This window comes from Pyxidicoccus fallax (assembly GCF_012933655.1).
In the GTDB taxonomy this organism is placed as follows: domain Bacteria; phylum Myxococcota; class Myxococcia; order Myxococcales; family Myxococcaceae; genus Myxococcus; species Myxococcus fallax.
The window spans coordinates 1-22,399 of the sequence record NZ_JABBJJ010000211.1; the positions used below are offsets into that span (position 1 = coordinate 1).

A 22,399-nucleotide genomic window follows, 5' to 3' on the forward strand; every position below is an offset into this window, starting at 1 on the left:
GACACACCCCGCCCTTTCACGAGGACTTCCGGTGAAAAGACTGACCTCCGCCCTCTGCGCCGCGCTGCTGCTGCCCGGCGCGCTGATGGCCGCGCAGCCTACGACGCAGCCCCCCGCCGCCCGGCAGGACCAGCCCCCCGCGCCCGACAAGAAGGACGAGGCCGCCCGCGAGGCCGCGCGCGCCGCCGAGGTGGACGGCGGCACCCCGCCCGCCACCGCCGCCGAGGCCGCCAAGGACGCCGCGAAGGAGGGCCAGGACAAGGACGCGTGGAAGGTGGACGCGCCGGGCTTCCCCGCCACCCAGGTGAGCATCGACGTCACCGAGGGCACGTGGATGAACGTGGACGTCAGCCCGAGCGGGACCGAGCTCGTCTTCGACCTGCTCGGTGACATCTACGTGCTGCCCATCGGCGGCGGCGAGGCGAAGGCCGTCACGTCCGGCGTCGCCTGGGACATGCAGCCGCGCTTCAGCCCGGACGGGAAGTCCATCGCCTTCACGAGCGACCGCGGCGGCGGCGACAACATCTGGGTGGTGAAGCGCGACGGCACCGACGCGCAGCCGGTGACGCAGGAGAAGTTCCGCCTGCTCAACAGCCCCGCGTGGAGCCCGGACGGTCAGTTCATCGTCGCGCGCAAGCACTTCACCGCGCGCCGCTCGCTGGGCGCGGGCGAGGTGTGGATGTACCACCGCTCCGGCGGCGAGGGTGTGCAGCTCACCGAGCGCACCAACGACCAGAAAGACTTGGGCGAGCCCGCGTTCTCCCCGGACGGACGCTACGTCTACTTCAGCCAGGACATCACCCCGGGCAAGACGTTCGAGTACAACAAGGACCCGAACGGGGAGATCTACGCCATCCAGCGGCTGGATTTGGAGACGAAGGAAATCGACCCCTTCGTCACCGGTCCGGGTGGCTCCATCCGGCCCACGCCGTCGCGGGACGGCAAGCAGCTCGCCTTCGTGCGCCGCGTGCGCGGCAAGAGCGTGCTCTACGTCACCGACGTGGAGTCCGGCGCCGAGCGCCCGCTGTACGACGGGCTCGACCGCGACATGCAGGAGACGTGGGCCATCCACGGCGTGTACCCGAGCATGGCGTGGATGCCGGGCAACAAGTCGATTGTCTTCTGGGCGGGCGGCAAGCTGCAGCGCATCGACGTGGCGACGAAGCAGGTCACGCAGATTCCCTTCCGCGTGAAGGGCACGCGCACCGTCTTCCAGGCCGTGCGCACGCCGCAGGCGGTGGCGCCCGAGCGCTTCACGGCGAAGATGCTCCGCTGGGTGCAGGTGTCTCCGCGCGGGGACCGCGTGGTGTACCAGGCGCTGGGCCGGCTGTACGTGAAGGACCTGCCCAACGGCACGCCGAAGCGGCTGACGAAGCAGGAGGACCACCTGGAGTTCTATCCGTCGTTCTCGCGCGACGGGCAGTCCATCGTCTACACGACGTGGGACGACGAGAAGCTGGGCAGCATCCGCGTGGTGTCGGCCAAGGGCGGCGAGGGCAAGGTGCTCACGTCGAAGCCGGGCTACTACGTGGAGCCGGCGCTCAGCCCGGACGGCAAGACGCTGGTGTACCGCGCGTCGGGTGACGGCTACCTGATGCCGGGCCAGTGGAGCCGGGAGACGGGCCTGTTCGCGATGCCGGTGGCGGGTGGCGCGCCGAAGCGGCTGTCGCGCGACGGCGAGCAGCCGCACTTCGGCGAGCGCTCGGACCGCGTGTACTTCCTGCATGTGGAGTTCAAGGAGAAGGAGGACGTGCGCTCGCTGAAGAGCGTGGCGCTGGACGGCGGCCAGGAGCGCACGCACCTGACGAGCGCGGAGGCCACGGAGCTGCGCGTGTCTCCGGACGAGAAGTGGGTGGCGTTCCGGGAGAACTTCAACGCGTTCCTGACGCCCTTCCCGCGTGGCGCGAAGGCGGCGTCGGTGGGGCCCGAGGCGAAGGCGCTGCCGGTGGCGCGGGTGACGAAGGACGCGGGCGAGTACCTGCACTGGTCCGGTGACGGCAAGCGCCTGCACTGGGCGCTGGGGCCCGAGCTCTTCACGCGCGAGCTGAAGGACAGCTTCCGCTTCATCGACGGCGCGCCGGAGAAGCTGCCCGAGGCGCCGGCGAAGGGCGTGGACATCTCCTTCCAGGCGAAGACGGACGTGCCGGAGGGCACGCTGGCGCTGGTGGGCGGCCGCGTCATCACCATGAAGGGTGACGAGGTCATCGAGCAGGGCGTGGTGGTGGTGCGGGGTAACCGCATCGTGGAGGTGGGGCCGGTGGGCAAGGTGCAGGTGCCGGCCGGGGCGAAGGTGGTGGACGTGAAGGGCAAGACGTTGATGCCGGGCCTCATCGACGTGCACTGGCACGGGGCCATGGGCGTGGACGGGCTGATGCCGGAGCAGAGCTGGGTGCAGGCGGCGTCGCTGGCGTTCGGCGTGACGACGCTGCACGACCCGTCCAACTCCACGTCCGAGGTGTTCGCCGCGAGCGAGCTGGCGAAGGCGGGCGGGCTCCTGGCGCCGCGCATCTTCTCCACGGGCACCATCCTCTACGGCGCGGCGGGGGCGGGCTACCGGGCTCCCATCGAGACGCTGGATGACGCGCGCTCGCACATGCGGCGGATGAAGGCGGTGGGGGCGTTCAGTGTGAAGAGCTACAACCAGCCGCGCCGGGACCAGCGGCAGAAGGTGCTGCAGGCGGCGCGCGAGCTGGGGATGATGGTGGTGCCGGAGGGTGGCTCGCTCCTGCAGCACAACCTGACGATGGTGGTGGACGGGCACACCGGCGTGGAGCACGCGATTCCGGTGGCGCGCATCTACGCGGACGTGAAGCAGATGTGGGGCAAGAGTGGCACGGGCTACACGCCGACGCTGGGCGTGGCGTACGGCGGCGTCTGGGGTGAGAACTACTGGTACCAGCAGACGAAGGTCTGGGACGACGAGCGGCTGCTCTCCTTCGTGCCGCGGCGGGTGGTGGACTCGAAGAGCCGGCGTCCGGAGAAGCTGGTGATGGACGAGGACTTCAACCACTTCAACGCGGCGCGGGTGGCGCGCGAGCTGAATGACGCGGGGGTGAGCGTGCAGTTGGGCGCGCACGGTCAGCGCGAGGGGCTCGCGGGGCACTGGGAGCTGTGGATGTTCGGCCAGGGCGGGATGAAGCCGCTGCAGGCGATTCGGGCGGCGACGCTGAGTGGCGCGCGCTACCTGGGGATGGACCGGGAAGTGGGCTCGCTGGAGGAGGGCAAGCTGGCGGACCTGGTGGTGCTGGACAAGAACCCGCTGGAGGAGCTCAAGAACAGCCGCACGGTGCGCTACACGATGGTGAACGGGCGGCTGTACGACGCGGCCACGCTCAACGAGGTGGGGACGCGTCAGCGCCAGCGCGCGAAGTTCTTCTTCGAGAAGGACGGCAACGAGGGCTGGAGCCCGAAGGCCACGGCGCACACGCACACGCACGAGTGCGACTGAGCCGGACTTGGCAGGACCGTGACCTCCTGGTGCTCGCGCCGGGAGGTCACGGCTTCACCGGCGCCGTGGCCCCGCACTCCGCCTCGTAGCTCTGGAGCCGCTGGGACAGGACCCTGCGCATCTTCGCCGGGGCGCGCTCGTGCAGCATGTCCATGGCACGTCGCTGCACTCCCATCGCTTCCGGGCAGCGGCCGACCTGGAATAACAGCAGCGCATACGTATCCAGGACGGTCGCGTCTCCCGGCAGGAGCGCCGCCGCGCGCCGCGCCGCCTCCAGCCCCTTCTCCGGCTCCTCCCTCCGCACGGAGTGCCAGGCCCGGTGCTCGAGAATCCTCGCGTCGTCCGGCAGCAGCGCCGTGGCTCGCACGTGGGCCTCCTCCCGCTCCTGGCTCTTCTCGGGCAGCAGGCCCGCCAGCAGGTTCCACGCACGCCCATCCTCGGGATGCGCCGCCACCAGGGCCCTCGCCGCCTCGAGCTTCCGTGACGCCTTGCCGCCCAGCCGCATCGACAGAAGCGTGGCGCTGACGTTCGTCGGCCCCTCCTTCATCCCCTGCGTCACCTCGCGCCGGGCCTCCGAGTCACGTCGCTCGGCGGACCATCCGTTCGGCGAGTGCAGGTACAGCATGGCCCGGACGGCATGCGCGTCCGCGGGCTCCAATGGCCGCACCTCCACCTGCGTCGGCACCGGCGGCAGGGGATGGGTGGCGATGGCATACCGTCCGATGATGACGTAGTCGCGCAGCCCGCCCTTCAGGTCCTCCACGCCCTGGAACGCGGCCTCCCAGGCCCGGCGCGGCTCCTGGGCGAGCGCCAGCCGCCTCTGGAAGTCACTGAAGCGCTTCGGGTGCATGTTGATGAGGTAGTGCACCCAAAGCCAGGCGGAGGCGTAGTGGCGCTGCGTCTCGGCCGCGCCCTCCACCACTCCCTCGTCCCACTTCCAGAGCTCCTCCAGGTCCAGCCAGCCGTGCTCGCGCACGTAGCCGAACCTCCCCGCGTTGGCCCGGCCGAGCACCGCCTCGTTCGTGCTGACCCGGATGTGCACCGTCTCAAGGTACTCCGCCAGGCCCTCCGACACCCACCGAGGCTGGCGCAGCAGCGTGTAGCTGCTGAGATGGTGCGTCAGCTCGTGCGCCTGCAGGCGCAGGTCCGGAGAGTCCTCGAGCAGGTAGCCGTTCCCACCCATCACCAGCAGGGGCCGCCCCTCGACGGTGGTGGCGAAGCCGATGAACTGCCCCTCCGAGAACTCGTCCAGCTCCGTCGCGTTGCGCAGGACGATGACGTCCACCGTGCCGGGCGGGTCGAAGTCCCGTCCCCAGGCCAGCAGCAGGGCCCGCCGGTACTTCTCCAGCTCGAGCGCCGTCTTCGTGGCGGCCTCGGGTGTCATGTTCGTCTGGATGCGGAAGTGCTTGCTGCGGACCTCGGACCAGGGCCGCCCGCCCTCGATAGGGCACAGGGCCCTCGACCCCGCGCACCCCGTGGCCAGCAGCAATACCAGACAGAGCCCTTCCCACCGTCTCATCATGCGCGGCGTTCTGACACGAGCGTGCCGACGCTGAACAGAGGCGCGGTGTGGAGTCGGGACGGTAGAGTCCCTCCATGCCCGTCCGCATCGTCGAAGGGGACCTGCTCGACCAACCCGTGGAGGCCATCGTCAATGCGTGGAACCGGAACATCATCCCCTGGTGGCTGCTGCTGCCCCAGGGCGTCTCCGGAGCCATCAAGCGCCGCGCGGGGCTCGGTCCCTTCCGCGAGCTGGGCCGCGTGGGGCCCATGCCGCTCGGCACGGCGGTGGTGACGTCCGCCGGACGGCTTCCCTACAAGGCCATCATCCACGTGGCCGGCATCAACATGCTCTGGCGCGCGTCGGAGCGCTCCATCCAGGACTCCGTCCGCAACGCGCTCGCACGCGCGAGAGAGCGCGGGCTGACGTCGCTGGCCTTCCCGCTCATTGGCGCCGGCTCCGGTGGCTTCGACGAGCAGCGGGCGCTCGACCTCATGCGCGTCGTCCTCGACGCCGAGGCCGGTGAGCTGGACGTGCGCGTGGTCTGCTTCCGGCGCTCCTGAGTCACACCGGGCGGGGGAAGAACGGAGGCCCGCGAAGAAAGTCTTTGCGACTCTTCGAGCCTCCCTCCGTTCAAAGGGCACAGGCCCCGCGGCGCCGCGGTCTTCTTCCGCGCGTGTGGAGGCCTGTCATCCAGTTCCGTATCGACAACAGGGAGACGACATCGTGATTTCTCATCGAATGAGGATTGCATCTGCAAGCAAGTGGCGTTGGAGCGCGCTCATGCTGACGGCGATGGTGGGCTGTGGCCCGGCGACGGAAGCGCCGGCCCCCCAGGCGCCGCCGGAGTCCGTCGAGGCCGCCGAGAAGCAGTCCGCGCACCTGACTCCGCCCGAGGGCTGTACCGAAATCACCCTCGGGGAGCTGAAGAACGGCACCGAGCTGTCGCCGGTGCTGTGGGGCTCGCAGCCGACGTTCCGCGGTGAGTTCACCACGAACCTGGGAGACCCCGCCGTGGCGGACACCGCCTTCATCCGGCTGGACGTGAATACGGGCCCGGGGCTGTATGACCTGTCGGCGGGCGGCACCAACCTCTTCACGTGCGAGCAGTGCGTGTGGGGCTTCCAGGATTCCGGCAAGGCCGGAGCGCAGAAGATGTTCGTCGCCGAGTCCGGCGCGCTCCTGCTCGCGCTCGAGGTGTCTCCGCAGGAGACGATTGGCGCGCTGTCGAACGTCGTCCTGCGCGAGGCGGTGAGGGCGACGCCGACGGCCGCGCCGTACACCGGCAGCGCGCCGGTGCCGGGCGGCGAGTGCCGGTGGATTCGCTTCGCGACGTGGAACACGGTCCGCCCGGGCGGGTGTGACCCGCGCGAGGGCTCGCTGACGGCGAACCTGCCGAACCTCACCTGCGTGCCCGAGAACTACGCGGCCGACGACGGCACTCTGGAGAAGTCGCTAGGCACGAAGACGCAGGGCGAGGCCTGCACGTACACGCCCGCGGCGAGCGAGCACGAGCTCGCGACGACGGACTGCGCGCAGGGCTTCGCGTGCAGCGGCGCCTACACGGAGGAGCGGCAGTGCCTGGCCACCTGCGACTTCATGGCGGCGGACCCCGGCTGCCCGACGGGCACGGTGTGCGGCGTGTACGGCCTGTGCATCGAGCAGGCCGTCATGGAGCCCATCGGCTTCGCCTTCGACCCCGCGCTCATCGGTGAGACGTGCGCCGGCTTCGCGGAGTTCTGCGGCGTCGAGGGCGCGCGCGGCGCCTGCGCGGACGTGACGGGCTCGGGCAACTGGAAGTGCTATCGCTACGCGCGGGCCCGCTCGGAGTGCGGCGCGGGTGAGGAACTCGGCTACGTCAACTACCCGCTCTCCGGTGGCGGCAGCGACCGGGGCTACGGGTTCTGCTACCCGGACGGCCGTCCGTGACACGGACCTGCCCGGGCGCTGACGAGGCCCGGGCGCGGCCCTTCTTCGACGGCACCGCGGTGCCCTGAAGAAGCGAAGGGCCCCGGCCGTTGAAGCCGGGGCCCTGGTCCGGGCCCGCTACTTGGGCTCCCCGGAGAGGATGACGGGCTTCTTCGCGCGGTGGAACCCCTCGTAGGGCTTGGAGGCGGAGGTCTCGTCGAGCGGGAAGATCTTCGTGTTGCAGGACGCGCCGCCGTCAATCTTGATGACCTCGCCGGTGATGAACGAGGCGGCGTCGGTGAGCAGGAAGACGATGGCGGCGCTGACTTCCGCCTCGGTGGCCAGCCGCTGCAGGGGCACTTCCTTCTTGAGCAGAGGGATGAGCGCCTTGACGCCCTCGTCCTCGTAGCTGTCCAGGCCACTGGAGATGACCCAGCCGGGGGCCACCGCGTTGACGCGCACGCCCGCGAAGGCCCACTCGACGGCGGCCGTCTGCGTGAGGTTGTGCATGCCCGCGCGCGCCGCGCCCGAGTGCCCCATGCCCGGCATGCCGCCCCAGCAGTCCGCGAGCATGTTGACGATGGCGCCGCCATGGCTGCTCATCGACTGGTTGAACACCTCGCGCGCCATGAGGAAGCCACCGGTGAGGTTGGTGGCCACCACGGCCTCGAAGCCCTTCTTGTTGATCATGGCCAGCGGCGAGGGGAACTGCCCGCCCGCGTTGTTGACCAGCCCGTGGATGCGCCCGTGCGCGGCGACGATGCGGCCCACGGTGGCCGTCACACCTTCCTCATTGCGGATGTCGAGCACCTCCAGCGAGCAGGTGCCGCCGTCCTCGCGAATCTCCGCGGCGACGGCCTCCAGCTTGTCCTGCTTGCGGCCCACCAGCACGACGTGCGCGCCCAGCGACGCCAGCTCGTGCGCGGTGCAGCGGCCAATCCCGCTGCCGCCTCCCGTCACGACGATGACGCGCTCCTTGAAGCAGCCCGGTGCGAAGAGAGAGCGGTAGCCCATGTCACCTCCAGATGGGGGCCTCCGAGGGGCCCGTGTTGGCATGTTGCCGTGAAGTCAGTCCCCGGCCTTGCGAGAGCGCCGGGCTCCGAGCGCATCCTCCAGCGTGAGCGCCCACCGGTGCAGCACCTTCTTGCGCCGCGCGCTGTCGTCCCGCAGCAGGTTCGCCAGCGCGAGGCCGCGGATGAGGTCGAGCGTGGCCTGAATCAGCTCGCGCACCTCCGGGTCCTTGTCGTCCACGTCGAGCAGCTTCACCGTCAGCCGGTGGAACTCGCGCCCCACGCGCGCCTCCAGGGGCGCCAGCTGCGCGCGCAGCTCCGCGTCCGCCACGGCGGCCACCCACAGCTGCACGGCCGCGGTGAACACGGGGCTGATGTAGATGCCCGCCAGCATGTGGAGGATGGCCTCCGTCCGCCGCTCGTCCGCCGGCAGCTGCTCCGCGCGCCGGATGACCTCCTCCACCTGCTGGCTCCCCACGTACTCCACCGCCGCCGCGACGAGGTCCGAGCGGGTGGGGAAGTGGTGCTGGCACGCGCCGCGCGAGACGCCCGCGCGCTCGGCGATGACCGTCATCGTCGCGCCCGCCCACCCCAGCTCCGAGAGGGCACTGATGGCGGCCTCCATCAAGCGCTGGCGCGTGACGCGGCTGCGCTCCTGCTCCTGCCTGCCCGTCGCGCTGGAGGACTCACTCACGAGGGCAGGATGGAAGCCGGAACAGAAAAAAGCAAGCGTGCTTGCTTTTTTATGGGTGGGCCCGCAGACTTCCTCCACCCCAGGCTCGCGAGCCATGTGCGGAGTCGCGGCTGGGCGGAGAGAGCATGAGCGCGTCCCCCCTGCGTATCGGCAATGCCTCGGGCTTCTATGGAGACCGCTTCTCCGCCGTCCGGGAGATGCTGGAGGGCGGGCAGCTGGACGTCCTCACGGGCGACTACCTGGCCGAGCTGACGATGCTGATTCTCGGCCGGGACCGGATGAAGGACCCGGCCACGGGCTACGCCAAGACGTTCCTCCGGCAGATGGAGCAGTGCCTCGGACTGGCGGCGGAGAAGGGGGTGAAGATCGTCACCAACGCGGGAGGCCTGAACCCCGCCGGGCTCGCCACCGCGCTGAGGGAGCTGGCGGCCCGCCTCGGCGTGCAGGTGAAGGTGGCGCACGTGGAGGGGGACGACCTCATCGGCAAGGCCGAGGAGCTCGGCCTGGGCAGCCCGCTCACGGCGAACGCGTACCTGGGCGCGTGGGGCATCGCCACGTGCCTGGACCTGGGGGCGGACATCGTCGTCACCGGGCGCGTGACGGATGCGTCGCTCGTCGTGGGCCCCGCGGCCGCGCACTTCAAATGGAAGCGGAACGACTGGGACCGGCTGGCCGGGGCGATGGTCGCCGGACACGTGCTGGAGTGCGGCGCGCAGGCGACGGGCGGCAACTACTCCTTCTTCACGGAGGTGGACGCGCGCCGGCCCGGCTTCCCGCTGGCGGAGATCCACGAGGATGGCAGCTCCATCATCACCAAGCACCCGGGCACGGGCGGCGCGGTGACGGTGGACACGGTCATCGCGCAGCTCGTGTACGAAATCACCGGTGCCCGGTACGCGGGGCCGGACGCGACGGCGCGCTTCGACAGCATCACCCTGACGCCGGACGGCAAGGACCGCGTCCGCATCTCCGGCGTGCGCGGTGAGCCGCCTCCGCCCACGGTGAAGGTCTGCCTCAACCACCTGGGCGGCTACCGCAACGAGGCGACCTTCGTCCTCGTGGGGCTCGACATCGAGGAGAAGGCCCGCCTCGTGCGCGCGCAGCTGGAGGCGGCCATGGGCCGCAAGCAACCGAAGGAGGTCCACTGGACGCTGGTCCGCACGGACCGCGAGGACGCGGCCACGGAGGAGCAGGCCGCCGCCTTCCTGCGCGTCGTGGTGAAGGACCAGGACCCGAAGGTGGTGGGGCGCGCCTTCAGCGGCGCGGCGGTGGAGCTGGCGCTGGGCAGCTACCCGGGCTTCACGATGACGGCGCCTCCGTCGGATGGCGCTCCGTACGGTGTCTACACGCCGGCCTACGTGGACGCGGCGAAGGTGGAGCACACCTTCGTCGTGAACGACACCACCTTCGGGGTTCCGCCGCCGGACGCGGACAAGACGCAGGTCCTGGCACCGGTGCCGCAGCCCGAGCTCCCCGCGCCACTGGCCTCGGGGCCCACGCGCCGGGTGCCGCTGGGGCGCATCGTCGCCGCGCGCAGTGGCGACAAGGGCGGCACCGCGAACATCGGCGTCTGGGCGCGCTCGGACGACGCGTGGCGCTGGCTGGCGCACGCGCTCACGGTGGACAAGCTCCGCGAGCTGCTCCCCGAGGCGGCCGCCTTCCCCATCGAGCGGCACGTCTTCCCGCTCCTGCGAGGGCTGAACTTCGTCATCGACGGAATCCTGGGTGAGGGCGTGTCGTCGTCCACGCGCTTCGACCCGCAGGGCAAGGCGCTGGGCGAGTGGCTCCGCTCGCGCCATGTGGACGTTCCCGAGTCGCTGCTGCGCGAAGGGCAGGGGTGAGAAAGATGCCGAGAATCACGTCGCGAATCGACCCGAACTCGGAGGCGTTCAAGACGCAGCGCGCGGAGATGCTCGCCCGCGTCGCCGAGCTGCGGGAGGTGGAGGCGAAGGTCCGCAACACGGAGGCCCAGGCGCGCGAGAAGTTCCACAAGCGCGGCCAGTTGCTGCCCCGTGAGCGGCTGATGCTGCTGCTGGACCGGGGCTCGCCGTTCCTGGAGCTGTCCACGCTGTGCGGCTACGGCTACCACGACGACACCGACGGCTCGCTGGCCGGAGGCAACAGCATCGCCGGCATCGGCTACGTGTCCGGCGTGCGGTGCATGGTGTTCGTGAACAACTCCGCCATCAAGGGTGGCACCGCGTCGCCGTGGGGCGTGCAGAAGGCGCTCCGGGGTCAGCAGATTGCGCTGGAGAACAAGCTGCCCCTGCTGTCGCTGGTGGAGAGCGGCGGCGCCAACCTGATGTACCAGCAGGAGATCTTCATCCCCGGCGGGGAGACCTTCTACAACCAGGCGAGGCTGTCCGCGGCGGGCATCCCGCAGGTGACGGTGGTGCACGGCTCCAGCACCGCGGGCGGCGCGTACCTGCCCGGCCTGTCCGACTACGTCGTCATGGTGAAGAAGAAGGCCAAGGTCTTCCTGGCCGGCCCGCCGCTGCTCAAGGCGGCCACGGGCGAGGTGGCCACGGACGAGGACCTGGGCGGCGCGGAGATGCACGCCACGGTGGCGGGCACGGCGGACTACCTCGCCGAGGACGACGCGGACGCCATCCGCCTGGCCCGTGAGGTCATGGCCAACCTCGGGTGGAACGCGAAGCTGTCCCCGGAGGAGCGGGCGCCGTACGCGGAGCCGCTCTACTCGCCCGACGAGCTGTGCGGCGCTGTCCCGGCGGACTACCGCAAGCCGTACGACTGCCGCGAAGTCATCGCGCGCATCGCGGACGGTTCGGAGTTCACCGGCTTCAAGGACGAGTACGACGCGCACACCGTCTGCGGGCGCGCGAGCATCTTCGGGATGCCCATCGGCATCATCGGGAACAACGGTCCGATTTCGCCGAAGGGCGCGACGAAGGCGGCGCAGTTCATCCAGCTCTGCTGCCAGACGGACACGCCCATCCTCTACCTGCAGAACACCACGGGCTACCTGGTGGGCACGCAGCCGGAGCAGGGCGGCATCGTGAAGCACGGCTCGAAGATGATTCAGGCGGTGGCGAACGCGACGGTGCCGCAGCTGACGGTGCTGGTGGGCGGCTCGTTCGGCGCGGGCAACTACGGCATGTGCGGCCGGCCCTTCCACCCGCGCTTCATCTTCGCGTGGCCCAACGCGCGCACCGCCGTCATGGGCGGCGAGCAGGCGGCGAAGGTGATGTCCATCGTCTTCGCGGAGAAGCTCGCGCGGCGCGGCGAGACGGTGGACGAGGAGGCGATTCGCGCCTTCTGCCAGCCCATCGTCGAGCAGTTCGACAAGGAGTCGCACCCGTTCAACGCCAGCGCGCGGCTCTTCGATGACGGCCTCATCGACCCGCGTGACACGCGGCGGGTGCTCGGGTTCGCGCTCTCGGTGTGCCGGGAGGCGAAGCGGCGTGAGGTGCATCCCAACAGCTTCGGCGTGGCGCGCCTGTGAGAGGGACGGACACCATGGAGCGATTCAAGAAGGTCCTTGTCGCCAACCGCGGCGAGATTGCCGTCCGGGTGATTCGGACCTGCAAGAAGCTCGGTTACCGCACGGTGGCGGTGTTCTCCGAGGCGGACCGCGCGGCGCCGCACGTGTCCGCGGCGGACGAGGCGGTGCCCATCGGCCCGTCGCCCGCGAAGGAGTCGTACCTCGTCATCGACAAGCTGCTCGCGGCGGCGAAGGCGTCCGGCGCGGATGCCATCCACCCGGGCTATGGCTTCCTCTCGGAGAACGCGGACTTCGCTCGCGCCTGCCGGGACGCCGGGCTGGTGTTCATCGGCCCGGGCCACGAGGCCATCACGCTGATGGGGAACAAGCGGCAGGCGAAGCTGCGCATGATTGCCGCGGGCGTGCCCTGCATCCCCGGCTACGAGGCCACCAACGCGGACGACGAGGTGCTGGCCGCCGAGGGCGCGCGCATCGGCTTCCCGCTGATGGTCAAGGCGGCGGCGGGTGGTGGTGGGCGCGGGATGCGGCTCGTGCGCGAGCCGGGACAGCTCCGGGCGGCGTTGCAGTCCGCGCGCTCGGAGGCGACGAACGCCTTCGGCAGCGGCGAGCTCATCCTGGAGAAGGCCGTCATCGACGCGCGCCACGTGGAGCTGCAGGTCTTCGCGGACGAGCACGGCAACGTCGTGCACCTGGGTGAGCGCGACTGCTCCGTGCAGCGGCGGCACCAGAAGATTGTCGAGGAGAGTCCGTCTCCGGCGGTGAGCCCCGCGCTGCGTGCGCGCATGGGCGAGGTCGCGGTGGCGGCGGCGAAGGCCATCGGCTACCGGGGGGCGGGGACCATCGAGTTCCTGCTCGCGCCGAGTGGCGAGTTCTACTTCATGGAGATGAACACCCGTCTCCAGGTGGAGCACCCGGTGACGGAGGAAATCACCGGGCTGGACCTGGTGGAGTGGCAGCTCCGCGTGGCGGCGGGCGAGCGGCTCCCGCTGACGCAGGAGCAGGTGTCGTGGAAGGGGCACGCCATCGAGGTGCGCCTGTGCGCGGAGGACCCGGCGAACAACTACGCGCCGCAGGCGGGGCGGCTGCTCACGTGGCGGCTGCCCGCGCGCGAGGGCGTGCGCATCGACCACGGCGTGCGCGAGGGGCAGGACATCCCGCCCTTCTACGACTCGATGCAGGCGAAGGTGATTGCGTACGGGCCGGACCGCGAGACGGCGCGCCGGCGGCTGGTGGAGGCGCTGCGGGACCTCACGGTGTTCGGCGTCACCACGAACAAGGGCCTGCTGCTGCATGTGCTCGGGCATCCGGCGTTCCGCTCGGGTGAGTACGACACGGGCTTCATCGGGAAGCACGCCGACGCGGAGACGGTGGAGGGGCTGTACCAGCCGGACGCGAAGGTGCGGGCGCTGGCCGGGGCCGCGCTCTTCCACTCCGAGGCGCTGAAGCTCGTGCGGGAGGCGCGGCTGGATGCGTCGCTGGTGAACTGGAACACGTCGTACAGCGGGCACCCGGTGCCGCTGAAGCTCGTGAGCCGGGGCAAGGAGGCGCGGGTCATCGCGCGCTCCACGGGCTCGGAGCGGTACGAGGTCGAGGTGGAAGGGGAGACCTTCGACCTCGCGGTGCTCGGGATGGCGGACGGGGTGCTGGACTTCGCGGCGGCGGGAGCCCGGGGCCGGGCTCGCTACCTGCGCGACGGGGACACGCTCTGGCTGGACCTGGGTGATGGAGCGCACTCGGTGACGGACGTGACGTACCGGCCGCCGTCGAAGTCGGACGGGGCGGGGAGCGGCCGGCTCATCGCGCCGATGGACGGGCGCATCCTGCGCGTGAATGCGCAGCCGGGCGCGGCGGTGAAGCCCGGGGACGTGCTGGCCGTCCTGGAGGCGATGAAGATGGAGTTCCAGGTCGTCGCGGACGTGGCGGGCACGGTGGAGGCGGTGAACATCACCGTGGGCGGCCAGGTCTCCGCGAAGCAGCTCCTGGTGGTGCTGAAGCCGGAGGGCAAGGCCGGGTGATACCGTGGGGCACCCATGAACTTCTCCCTGACCCACGTCGATATCGACTGCGGGCTCGGCAACCCCTTCATCGCGGTTGCCGTGGGCCTGGGGGCGCTGCTCTTCGGGGCGTGGATGGCCCTCGTGCTGAGGAGCAGGCGGTCCATTCCTCGAAAAGCGCTGTACCTGGGAGGGATCCTCGCCGGTAGCGTCATCGGCTCCTGGTGCCTGCAGGCCCTCGCCTTGATGGCGATGACGCTGCGGAGCCACGGCGGGCACGTGCTGCAGGTCGGCTGTATCGAGAGTCCACCAGCGTTCGTGGGGCCGGTGGCCACCCTCGGCTGCGCGGTGTTGCTCTTCGCGGCCCTGTCGGTCTGGCACCGGGCACGCCGGGCTCGCGCCGCCTTCGTGGAATGAACGTTCCTTCCACGGGGCCCGCGCCGGGAAGGGGGCGGGTGTCGTGTTGAATGAGTCCGCGGGCCGGCGGCCGTCGGGCCATGGACGCTTGCCTCCACGAAGCATTGCGAGGCCCGGTGCACCCCATTAGTCCGGCGCCCCATGCGAGCCATCGTCCTTCCCCGCTTCGGTGGACCCGAGTTGTTCGAGGTCCGTGACGTTCCGACTCCCACTCCTGGCCCCGGGCAGGTGCTCGTCCGGGTGCTGGTCTCCGGCACCAACCCCGTGGACGCGAAGCTGCGCCAGGACGGGAGCTGGGCCGGGCTCCAGCCGCCGTCCGTCATCGGCTACGACGCCTCGGGCGTCATCGAGCAGGTGGGCCCGGGCGTGACGGAGTTCAAGGCCGGCGACGAGGTCTTCTACACGCCGGAAATCTTCGGCAACCCGCACGGCACCTACGCGGAACTCAACGTCGTTCCCGCGAGCATCATCGCGCGAAAGCCTCCGAGCCTCTCGCACGAGGAGGCCGCCGCTGTTCCCCTCGCGGGAGGCACCGCGTGGGACGCGCTGGTGCGGCGTATCCAGCTGCGCGTCGGTGAGACGGTGCTCATCCACGGCGGCGCTGGAGGCGTGGGTTCGTTCGCGGTGCAGATTGCCAAGGCCATGGGCGCGCGGGTGCTGGCCACGTCGGGCCCGGACAACCTGGAGACGCTGCGCAAGCTCGGCGCGGACGTGGTCATCAACTACCGGAGCGAGGACCCGGCCCAGGTGGCGCTGCGCGAGACGGGTGGCCAGGGAGTGGACGCGGTGTTCGACACCGTGGGCAAGAACATGATTCCGAGCATGCCGGCGACGAGGGCTGGCGGGCGGCTGGCCACCATCCTCGGCTTCAGCGGAGACGTGTCCGCGTTCTACCCGCGCAACCAGACGCTCCACGGCGTCTTCCTCACCCGAGAGCGGCGCCGGCTGGAGGAGATGACCGTCCTCATCGAGCGCAAGCAGATGAAGCCGCTGGTGGAGCGCGTGCTGCCGCTGGAACAGGTGGCGGAGGCGCACCGGGTCCTCGACTCGGGACACGGGCGCGGGAAGGTGGTGCTGCGGGTGGGCGGGAAGTAGCCGCCGCGCCCCGCATGAAAAGCGAAGGGCCCCAGCGGTGAAGCCGGGGCCCGGGTATCACCTCACACCTCGAGCTTCTCGAGGATGCGGCGCAGCGCCTCCCGCTCCGTCTCCGGCAGCGGGAGGAGTGGCGCGCGCAGCGGGCCCACGCGGGTGCCTCGCAGTTCCAGCCCCGCGGCGATGGTGCGGGGCAGTCCGCCCTTCACGATGAACTGGAGCAGCGGCAACTGCTGCTGGAACACCTTCCGGGCCGCCGCCAGGTCGCCCTTCTGCACGACCTCGCGGTAGAGGCGCAGGTTGAGCTCCGGGATGAGCGCGGGCGCCGCCGTGCACCAGCCGCGCGCACCGGCCGCGAAGGCGGCGAGCGCGAGCGGGTTGGAGCCGTTGTAGAAGGCCACGTCCTCTCCGGCCACCTGTCGCAGGCGGTGCATTCGGCCCACGTCGCCAGTGCTCTCCTTCACCATGGTGACGTTCGGAATCTGGAGCAGTCGCGCCAGGAACTCCGGCGTCATGTCCAGCCCGCCCGTGGCCGGGTTGTTGTAGGCCATGATGGGAATGGAGAGGGCGCTCGCGATGCGGTCGAAGTGCCGGAAGATCTCCTCCTCCGTGAGCTTCCAGTAGCTCATCGGGATGACCATCACCGCGGCGGCGCCGGCCCGCTCGGCGAAGCGGGCGTGGTGGAGGGTGCGCTCGGTGGTGAGGCTGGAGACACCCGCCAGCACGGGCACCCGGCCGCGGACGGCCTTCATCGTGGCCTCGATGACGGCCTCGCGCTCTCCGTCGTCCAGGTAGGGCAGGCTGCCCGTGCTCCCCAGCGGCGCGATGGCGTGGACCCCCGAGCCGGCCATCCGGTCGGTCAGGAGCTGGAGGGTGCCGAGGTCGACGCGGCCGTCCTCCTGGAAGGGGGTGATGGTGTAGCCGATGATGCCGTGCAGCGGGACGTGGCGGCTCATGCTCAGCCCTCCCCGTCCGGACGCAGGAGCGACTGGCCCTTCTCGCCCACTTCCTCGCGCAGCGCCACGCCGCCCATGTTCTGCAGCATGGGCGCGTTCTCGCAGGCGAGGTAGCGCGCGCGGGCGGTGGGGTGCGTGTTGACGTGGTTGTGCCACGCCCACACGGGGATGTAGACGGCATCGCCCTGCTTCCACGGGATGCGCCGGCCCTGGATGTCCGAGTACCCCTCGCCCTCCAGCACGTAGAGAATCGTCTCGTACGTGTGGCGGTGCTTGTTGGAGGACTGGCCCGGCTCCAGCCAGCCAATTGTCATGCTGATGGCGTGCGAGGGCAGATCCACGAAGAAGACGGGGTGCTTGCGCTCCTGGGAGTAGCCCTCGTTGCGTCCCGCGTCCTCCACGTGCGGGTGGGCGAGCCGCTCCGGCATGACGACGCGCGGGCGGGGCGGCGTCTTGTCGAAGTCGGCGGACTCGTACTTCTTCTTCACTTCAGCGGTCTGGCTCATGGGGTCGCCTCTCCTCGTCCGCCGAACGCTGGCGGACACGGGCGAATCAGTAGAGCCAGACCGGCACCTCCAAAAGTGCCGGTCCTTCGAAGTACGCTAGGCCGGTGCTCCGCTCCTGGAAGCTGAACCTGGAAATCGATTCGGGCTCCGATGCGCCGCTCTTCGTACGCCTGTCCCGTGCCATCGTCCGCGACATCGAGCGAGGCCGGCTGTCACCCGGGGATGCCCTGCCGGGGACGCGTGCGCTCGCTCAGCGGCTGGGCATTCATCGCAACACGGTGGATGCGGCGTATCGCGAGCTCATCCAGCAGGGGTGGGCGTCGGCGGAGCCCTCGCGTGGCACCTTCGTGTCCGGCACCCTGCCGGTGAAGACGCCCCGGGGCTTCGGCAGCGCGCCCCGTCTGCGCATGCCCGCGCGGCCCGCTTTCGAGCTCGACGGCTGGGAGGAGTCACTCCGGGACAGCAGCGCGCCGGCACCTCGGGGAGCCCTGCTCTTCAACGACGGCGCGCCGGACGTGCGGCTGGCTCCGGCGGTGGAGCTGTCGCGAGCCTTCCGGCGCGTCCTCACCGGCAGGGCGCGGACGACGCTCGCCTCGGGAGATCCGCGAGGAGAGCCGCTGCTGCGACGGGCGCTCGCGCGGATGCTGAGCGAGACGCGGGGGCTCGCGGCCGGCGAGGACGACGTGCTTGTCACCCGCGGCAGCCAGATGGGGCTGTTCCTGGTGGCGCGCGCCCTGGTGCGGCCGGGCGATGTCGTCGCGGTGGAGTCGCTCGGCTACCGGCCCGCGTGGGACGCGCTTCGGCTGGCGGGCGCGGAGCTCGTGGGCCTGCCGGTGGATGGGCACGGCTTGAAGGTGGAGGCGCTCCAGGAGCTGCTGGCCCGCCGGCCCGTGCGCGCCGTTTTCGTCACGCCGCACCATCAGTACCCCACCACCGTCACCCTCACCGCGGCACGCCGGATGGAGCTGCTGCGGCTGGCGGAAGGCGCCGGGATGGCCATCGTCGAGGACGACTACGACCACGAGTTCCACTACGAGGGCCGGCCCGTGCTGCCCCTGGCGAGCGCGGACCGATCGGGGAGCGTCATCTACGTGGGCTCGCTCTCCAAGCTGGTCGCCCCCGGACTGCGCCTGGGCTACGTGGTCGCTCCCGCGCCGGTGGTCCGGCGGCTGGCCTCCCTGCGCGCGGTGGTGGACCGGCAGGGAGATGCGCCGCTCGAGCGCGCCGTGGCGGAGCTTCTCGAAGAGGGCGAGCTGCAGCGCCATGCCCGCAGGGCGCGCCGCGAGTACGAGGCGAGGCGCGACGTACTCGCCGAGACCCTGCGCACGGAGCTGGGAGGGCGGGTGGACTTCGACGTGCCCGCGGGTGGGCTCGCCCTGTGGGCCCGCGTCCGGGAGGAGCTCGACGTGGAGCTGTGGGCCGAGCAAGCGAAACAGGAGGGCGTGCTGCTGACGACCGGCCGGGCCTTCGCGCTGGAAGGGCCGGGGCCGCGCGCGTTCCGGTTGGGCCATGCCTCGCTCACGCCCACGGAGCTGCGCGAGGCGGTGCGGAGACTGGCCCGCGCGTGTCCCCGGGGGCGCAAGGCTCCCCGGACCTGAGCCGCCGGGAGTCAGCTCCGCGCGGCCGCGGGCCTGGAGCGCCCCGAGCCCAGCCACAGCGCCAGCAGTCCCACGACGCACAGCGCGGCGCCCGCGGCGCACACGCCCGTCCATCCGCCGTTCGTCCATGCGGTGGTGCCCAGCCACGAGCCGCCCGCGCCGCCCGCGAAGTACGTCACCATGTAGATGGTGTTGAGGCGGCTGCGCGCCTCGGGCTGCAGCGAGTACACGCGCGTCTGGTTGGAGATGTGATTGGCCTGCGCGCCCAAATCGAGCAGCACCACGCCCAGGGCAATGCCCCACAGCCAGCGCCCCAGCGGCCACATGACGACGAAGGACAGCAGCAGCACGCCAATGGCCAGCGCGTTGATGCGCCGGTCTCCCCGAGTGTCCGCGTACCGGCCCACCAGCGGCGCGATGAGCGCGCCCGCCACGCCCACCACGCCGAAGAGGCCGGCCACCTGCGGGCCGTAGTGCTCCGGCAGGCTCTGCAGGTACAGCGCCAGAGTGGACCAGAAGACGCTGAACGCGCCGAAGGTGAGCGCGCCCAGCAGCGAGTGCAGCCGCAGCACCGGCTCGGTGCGGGCGAGGTGTCCCAGCGAGCGCAGCAGCGCGGGATACTGCATGGCGGCCATGGGAGGCTGGGCAGGCAGGAGGAAGCGCAGCAGCGCGCCCAGCGCGAGCATCAGCCCGGCGGCAATCCAGAACATCGCGCGCCAGCCCAGGTGCGTGCCCACGAAGCCCGCGGCCGTGCGCGACAGGAGGATGCCGATGAGCAGCCCACTCATCACCGTGCCCACCACGCGCCCCCGCTGCGCCGCCGGGGCCAGGTGCGCCGCGAGGGGGACGAGCAGCTGCGGGATGACGGTGGTGGCACCCACCGCGAAGCTCGCGAGCACCATCACCGGCAGGGACGGGGCCAGCGCGGCGCCCACCAGGGCGAGCGTCACCAGCGCGGACATGGTGACGATGACGCGCCGCCGCTCCAGGCTGTCGCCGAGCGGGACGATGAACAACATGCCCGCCGCGTAGCCCACCTGCGTCAGCGTGGGCACGAGGCCCAGCGAGCCACCGGTGGCGCCCAGCTCGCGGCCGATGTCACCGAGCAGCGGCTGGTTGTAATAGAGGTTCGCGGCGGTGGCGCCCGAGGCGGCGGCCATGAACCACACCAGCCCCGGGCGGAGCGTGGCGTGCGTGGAGTCCGGGGGCGGTTGCGTCTGCATGGAAGACGCGGCGCACTCTGGCCCCCGGCTCCCCCCGGGTCCAGACCTGTGTCAGGCTCGTGGCATGGCTCGTCCGGATACCGCACACGGCGGCTTGCCCGTCATCGACATGGCGTCCTTGTTCGCCCCTGCTCGTGTCAGCGAGCGGGCACTGGTGGCGCGAGACATCGAGCGGGCCTGTCGTGACAGCGGCTTCTTCTACGTCACCGGCCACGGCGTGTCCGACGACGTGCTCGCCCGGCTGGAGCGCGCCAGCCACCGCTTCTTCGCCCTGCCACGCGCCGCGAAGGAGGCCATGTCCATGGAGCGGGGTGGGGCGGCGTGGCGCGGCTGGTTCCCGCTCGGCGGAGAGCTGACGTCCGGGCGGCCGGACCGCAAGGAGGGGCTCTACCTGGGCACGGAGCTGGGCGCGGAGCACCCGAGGGTGAAGGAGGGCTGGCCGCTGCACGGCGCCAACCTGTGGCCGGCGGAGGTGCCCGAGCTGCGCGCGGCGGCGCTGGACTACATTGACGCGGCCACCCGCGCGGCGCACGCGCTGATGGAGGGCGTGGCGCTGAGCCTGGGGCTGGACGCGGACTACTTCCAGCGGAACTACACCGCCGAGCCCACGGTGCTCTTCCGCATCTTCCACTATCCCGCGGAACCCGAGGACGGCGAGGAGCGCTGGGGCGTGGGCGAGCACACCGACTACGGCCTGCTCACGCTGCTGGCCCAGGACGCGAACGGGGGTCTGCAGGTGAAGACGCCGCGAGGCTGGGTGGAGGCGCCGCCCCTGCCGGGCACGCTGGTGTGCAACATCGGCGACATGCTCGACCGGATGACCGGCGGCGCGTACCGCTCCACGCCCCACCGCGTGAAGAACGTCAGCGGCAGGGACCGGCTGTCCTTCCCGCTGTTCTTCGACCCGGACTTCGCAGCAGAGGTGAAGCCGCTGCCGCGGGCCGCCGGAGCCAGCGTGGACGAGGACCGCGCGCGCCGCTGGGATGGCACCAGCGTGCACGCGTTCCAGGGCACCTACGGCGACTACCTGCTCGGCAAGGTGTCGAAGGTCTTTCCCCAGCTCGTGCGGCGGGTGCTGTAGCTCAGCCCTGCCGCAGCTCCTCGGGGTGGAACACGCGCGAGGCCACGCGGTCCAGCACCACGTCCCCCCAGTGCCGGCTGGCCTTCATCAGCTGGCGCAGGTCCTTCGCGAAGGCGCGCTCCGTGGGCATCCGCGTGTACGTGCGGCTGAGGAACAGGCCGCGGTTCTCCGGCTCGTAGTCCACCGTGCCGCCGCCCGTGTCCGTGCCCTCGCGCTCCTCCGCCCGGAAGCCGTCGATGACGCCCGGCTTCGGCGGCTCGCGGAAGCGGTACACCAGCGCGCTGCACTCCAGCGCCTGGGTGTCCTCGTGCCACTCGAAGTAGAGGCTCGTCCCACCCGCGTCGAGACCGCCGAAGCCCTGTTCGTTGATGCCCCCGCTGGGCGGAGTGCCTTCCTCGCCGAGGAAGCCCTGCACCAGCCGCCGGGCGGACTCGCGGGTCAGCGGGGTGTCAGCGGGCGCGGCCGGGGCCAGGAAGGAGACCCAGGACCGCAGCATGCCGGCCAGTCCACTGCGCGGAGCGGTCGCCATGACCTAGCGCTCGAAGTTGCCCGCGCGGGCCTGGTCGAACGGCACGCGGTGGTTCAGGTACACGGACTCGAAGTGGTGCGACGCGATGGGGTTCAGGTGGAAGTCGTTGAAGTGGTGCGTCTTCGAACCCTTGCCGCCATCCACGAGCGGGTTCCACCGGTCCGACACCGGCCCCATGCCGAAGAGGTCCGGCACCGGGTCCGCGCGGTTGACGTAGTGCACGTACTTCGGGCCGTCCGGGTAGTTCATGGCCGCGGCGCCGAAGGTCTCCACGCTGATGCGGCCCATCAGCTTCTGGGCGTCGTCCTTGCCCATCCCGTCTTCGACGCGCAGCCGGCGGTACACGTCACCCAGCGCGCGGCTGGTGATGAGGCCGCCCTGGCTGTGGGCCAGCATGTGCACGTCCCGGCCCGCCTTGATTTCGTTGTAGAGCGTGTCCGCCACCGTATCCACGGCGGGGTTGTGGCCCTTGTCCAGCTTGTCCTTCACGCACTGGACCAGGTCCGTGGCCATGCCCTCGGTCGCGTTGTGGATGCCGATGACGCGCGCGCCCGTGGTGTCCGCGATGGCCTGCAGGCTGTTGGCCTGTGCGTCCTTCGTCGTGTTGATGCCGTTGACGTAGAGGACGGTCTGCTTCGCGTTCGGGTTGTTCTTCGGCGTGACGGCGGGGATGTCGCTCAGCGGGGTGGTCGGAGGGTAGGTCTTCCCGCCCGCGCCCAGGTACTGCCCGTCGTGCACCTTGTCCGGCTTGGCGCCGAAGCCGAACAGCCCCGCCGCCGCCTGCGTCCCGCGCGCCGCGTTGGACTCGAAGCCGTCCGCCACCCGGTTGGCCTGCTGCGCCTTGGCCACCGGCGCGCTCTTCACCGGCGCCGCCGCCTGTCCCACCGGGGTCTGGGCCGGAGTCACGGCCTTGGCGGTACCGCTGGTGGGCTTGGTGGGGAGCGGACGGCGGTTGAGGGGATTCATGCTGTCTCTTATA

The 22,399-nt window shown here is 70.9% G+C and carries 18 protein-coding genes; 10 read left to right on the forward strand and 8 right to left on the reverse strand.

Annotation, left to right across the window (positions count from 1 at the left end; genetic code table 11):
* Positions 1-31: 31 nt before the first annotated feature.
* The gene (locus HG543_RS34200; protein WP_169349111.1) at positions 32-3,448 is read left to right on the forward strand and encodes an amidohydrolase family protein; all 3,417 of its coding nucleotides are present in this window, start codon (positions 32-34) and stop codon (positions 3,446-3,448) included.
* Positions 3,449-3,494: 46 nt separating this feature from the next.
* Here the strand turns inward: HG543_RS34200 and HG543_RS34205 are convergent, their stop codons facing one another.
* Positions 3,495-4,970, reverse strand: coding sequence for a DUF1570 domain-containing protein (locus HG543_RS34205; protein ID WP_246357503.1), 1,476 nt, complete (start codon positions 4,968-4,970; stop codon positions 3,495-3,497).
* Positions 4,971-5,044: 74 nt separating this feature from the next.
* On the opposite strand from HG543_RS34205, the gene HG543_RS34210 reads away from it, so the two are divergent.
* Both HG543_RS34210 and HG543_RS34215 read left to right on the forward strand, forming a co-directional pair.
* Positions 5,045-5,512: a macro domain-containing protein gene (locus HG543_RS34210; protein WP_169349112.1), complete on the forward strand. Its 468-nt coding sequence runs from the start codon at positions 5,045-5,047 to the stop codon at positions 5,510-5,512.
* Positions 5,513-5,732: 220 nt separating this feature from the next.
* Positions 5,733-6,878, forward strand: a complete 1,146-nt coding sequence (locus tag HG543_RS34215; RefSeq protein WP_246357504.1) for a hypothetical protein — start codon at positions 5,733-5,735, stop codon at positions 6,876-6,878.
* A 117-nt stretch (positions 6,879-6,995) separates the two neighbouring features.
* Here HG543_RS34215 and HG543_RS34220 read toward each other — a convergent pair whose 3' ends face one another.
* Both HG543_RS34220 and HG543_RS34225 read right to left on the reverse strand, forming a co-directional pair.
* Positions 6,996-7,871: an SDR family oxidoreductase gene (locus HG543_RS34220; protein ID WP_169349113.1), complete on the reverse strand. Its 876-nt coding sequence runs from the start codon at positions 7,869-7,871 to the stop codon at positions 6,996-6,998.
* A 54-nt stretch (positions 7,872-7,925) separates the two neighbouring features.
* Positions 7,926-8,561, reverse strand: a complete 636-nt coding sequence (locus tag HG543_RS34225; RefSeq protein WP_343073512.1) for a TetR/AcrR family transcriptional regulator — start codon at positions 8,559-8,561, stop codon at positions 7,926-7,928.
* 125 nt (positions 8,562-8,686) lie between these two features.
* Here HG543_RS34225 and HG543_RS34230 point away from each other — a divergent pair, with 125 nt between their 5' ends.
* The 5 genes from HG543_RS34230 (at position 8,687) to HG543_RS34250 (ending at position 15,530) form a co-directional block, all read left to right on the forward strand.
* Positions 8,687-10,402 (forward strand): acyclic terpene utilization AtuA family protein, encoded by a 1,716-nt coding sequence (locus HG543_RS34230; protein WP_169349115.1) that lies wholly within the window; start codon positions 8,687-8,689, stop codon positions 10,400-10,402.
* Between the two features lie 5 nt (positions 10,403-10,407).
* Positions 10,408-12,024 (forward strand): acyl-CoA carboxylase subunit beta, encoded by a 1,617-nt coding sequence (locus tag HG543_RS34235; RefSeq protein WP_169349116.1) that lies wholly within the window; start codon positions 10,408-10,410, stop codon positions 12,022-12,024.
* A gap of 14 nt (positions 12,025-12,038) precedes the next feature.
* On the forward strand, positions 12,039-14,039 hold the full coding sequence (locus HG543_RS34240; protein WP_169349117.1) for an acetyl-CoA carboxylase biotin carboxylase subunit: 2,001 nt from the start codon (positions 12,039-12,041) through the stop codon (positions 14,037-14,039).
* A gap of 15 nt (positions 14,040-14,054) precedes the next feature.
* On the forward strand, positions 14,055-14,435 hold the full coding sequence (locus HG543_RS34245) for a hypothetical protein (RefSeq protein ID WP_169349118.1): 381 nt from the start codon (positions 14,055-14,057) through the stop codon (positions 14,433-14,435).
* A 141-nt stretch (positions 14,436-14,576) separates the two neighbouring features.
* A complete protein-coding gene (locus HG543_RS34250) occupies positions 14,577-15,530 on the forward strand; it encodes a zinc-dependent alcohol dehydrogenase family protein (RefSeq protein WP_169349119.1) in 954 nt (317 codons plus the stop codon).
* Positions 15,531-15,592: 62 nt separating this feature from the next.
* On the opposite strand, the gene HG543_RS34255 is transcribed toward HG543_RS34250, so the two are convergent.
* Complete coding sequence (locus HG543_RS34255) at positions 15,593-16,483, reverse strand: dihydrodipicolinate synthase family protein (protein WP_169349120.1); 891 nt, start codon at positions 16,481-16,483, stop codon at positions 15,593-15,595.
* A 2-nt stretch (positions 16,484-16,485) separates the two neighbouring features.
* Positions 16,486-16,989 (reverse strand): cupin domain-containing protein, encoded by a 504-nt coding sequence (locus HG543_RS34260; protein WP_169349121.1) that lies wholly within the window; start codon positions 16,987-16,989, stop codon positions 16,486-16,488.
* Between the two features lie 104 nt (positions 16,990-17,093).
* Here HG543_RS34260 and pdxR point away from each other — a divergent pair, with 104 nt between their 5' ends.
* Positions 17,094-18,587: a MocR-like pyridoxine biosynthesis transcription factor PdxR gene (gene pdxR, locus HG543_RS34265; RefSeq protein WP_169349122.1), complete on the forward strand. Its 1,494-nt coding sequence runs from the start codon at positions 17,094-17,096 to the stop codon at positions 18,585-18,587.
* A gap of 11 nt (positions 18,588-18,598) precedes the next feature.
* On the opposite strand, the gene HG543_RS34270 is transcribed toward pdxR, so the two are convergent.
* Positions 18,599-19,810 (reverse strand): MFS transporter, encoded by a 1,212-nt coding sequence (locus HG543_RS34270; protein ID WP_169349123.1) that lies wholly within the window; start codon positions 19,808-19,810, stop codon positions 18,599-18,601.
* Positions 19,811-19,874: 64 nt separating this feature from the next.
* On the opposite strand from HG543_RS34270, the gene HG543_RS34275 reads away from it, so the two are divergent.
* Complete coding sequence (locus HG543_RS34275) at positions 19,875-20,891, forward strand: isopenicillin N synthase family dioxygenase (protein ID WP_169349124.1); 1,017 nt, start codon at positions 19,875-19,877, stop codon at positions 20,889-20,891.
* Between the two features lies 1 nt (position 20,892).
* On the opposite strand, the gene HG543_RS34280 is transcribed toward HG543_RS34275, so the two are convergent.
* Together HG543_RS34280 and HG543_RS34285 are read right to left on the reverse strand one after the other, a co-directional pair.
* Positions 20,893-21,420: a hypothetical protein gene (locus HG543_RS34280; RefSeq protein WP_169349125.1), complete on the reverse strand. Its 528-nt coding sequence runs from the start codon at positions 21,418-21,420 to the stop codon at positions 20,893-20,895.
* Positions 21,421-21,423: 3 nt separating this feature from the next.
* A complete protein-coding gene (locus HG543_RS34285) occupies positions 21,424-22,386 on the reverse strand; it encodes a hypothetical protein (protein WP_169349126.1) in 963 nt (320 codons plus the stop codon).
* Positions 22,387-22,399: the final 13 nt, after the last annotated feature.

What these genes read in the sequence shown, in the direction of transcription:
- HG543_RS34205 (WP_246357503.1), bottom strand. Translation starts at nt 4,970, where the DNA reads ATGATGAGACGGTGGGAAGGGCTCTGTCTGGTATTGCTGCTGGCCACG.
- HG543_RS34210 (WP_169349112.1), top strand. Translation starts at nt 5,045, where the DNA reads ATGCCCGTCCGCATCGTCGAAGGGGACCTGCTCGACCAACCCGTGGAG.
- HG543_RS34215 (WP_246357504.1), top strand. Translation starts at nt 5,733, where the DNA reads ATGCTGACGGCGATGGTGGGCTGTGGCCCGGCGACGGAAGCGCCGGCC.
- HG543_RS34220 (WP_169349113.1), bottom strand. Translation starts at nt 7,871, where the DNA reads ATGGGCTACCGCTCTCTCTTCGCACCGGGCTGCTTCAAGGAGCGCGTC.
- HG543_RS34230 (WP_169349115.1), top strand. Translation starts at nt 8,687, where the DNA reads ATGAGCGCGTCCCCCCTGCGTATCGGCAATGCCTCGGGCTTCTATGGA.
- HG543_RS34235 (WP_169349116.1), top strand. Translation starts at nt 10,408, where the DNA reads ATGCCGAGAATCACGTCGCGAATCGACCCGAACTCGGAGGCGTTCAAG.
- HG543_RS34240 (WP_169349117.1), top strand. Translation starts at nt 12,039, where the DNA reads ATGGAGCGATTCAAGAAGGTCCTTGTCGCCAACCGCGGCGAGATTGCC.
- HG543_RS34245 (WP_169349118.1), top strand. Translation starts at nt 14,055, where the DNA reads ATGAACTTCTCCCTGACCCACGTCGATATCGACTGCGGGCTCGGCAAC.
- HG543_RS34250 (WP_169349119.1), top strand. Translation starts at nt 14,577, where the DNA reads ATGCGAGCCATCGTCCTTCCCCGCTTCGGTGGACCCGAGTTGTTCGAG.
- HG543_RS34255 (WP_169349120.1), bottom strand. Translation starts at nt 16,483, where the DNA reads ATGAGCCGCCACGTCCCGCTGCACGGCATCATCGGCTACACCATCACC.
- HG543_RS34260 (WP_169349121.1), bottom strand. Translation starts at nt 16,989, where the DNA reads ATGAGCCAGACCGCTGAAGTGAAGAAGAAGTACGAGTCCGCCGACTTC.
- HG543_RS34270 (WP_169349123.1), bottom strand. Translation starts at nt 19,810, where the DNA reads ATGCAGACGCAACCGCCCCCGGACTCCACGCACGCCACGCTCCGCCCG.
- HG543_RS34275 (WP_169349124.1), top strand. Translation starts at nt 19,875, where the DNA reads ATGGCTCGTCCGGATACCGCACACGGCGGCTTGCCCGTCATCGACATG.
- HG543_RS34280 (WP_169349125.1), bottom strand. Translation starts at nt 21,420, where the DNA reads ATGGCGACCGCTCCGCGCAGTGGACTGGCCGGCATGCTGCGGTCCTGG.
- HG543_RS34285 (WP_169349126.1), bottom strand. Translation starts at nt 22,386, where the DNA reads ATGAATCCCCTCAACCGCCGTCCGCTCCCCACCAAGCCCACCAGCGGT.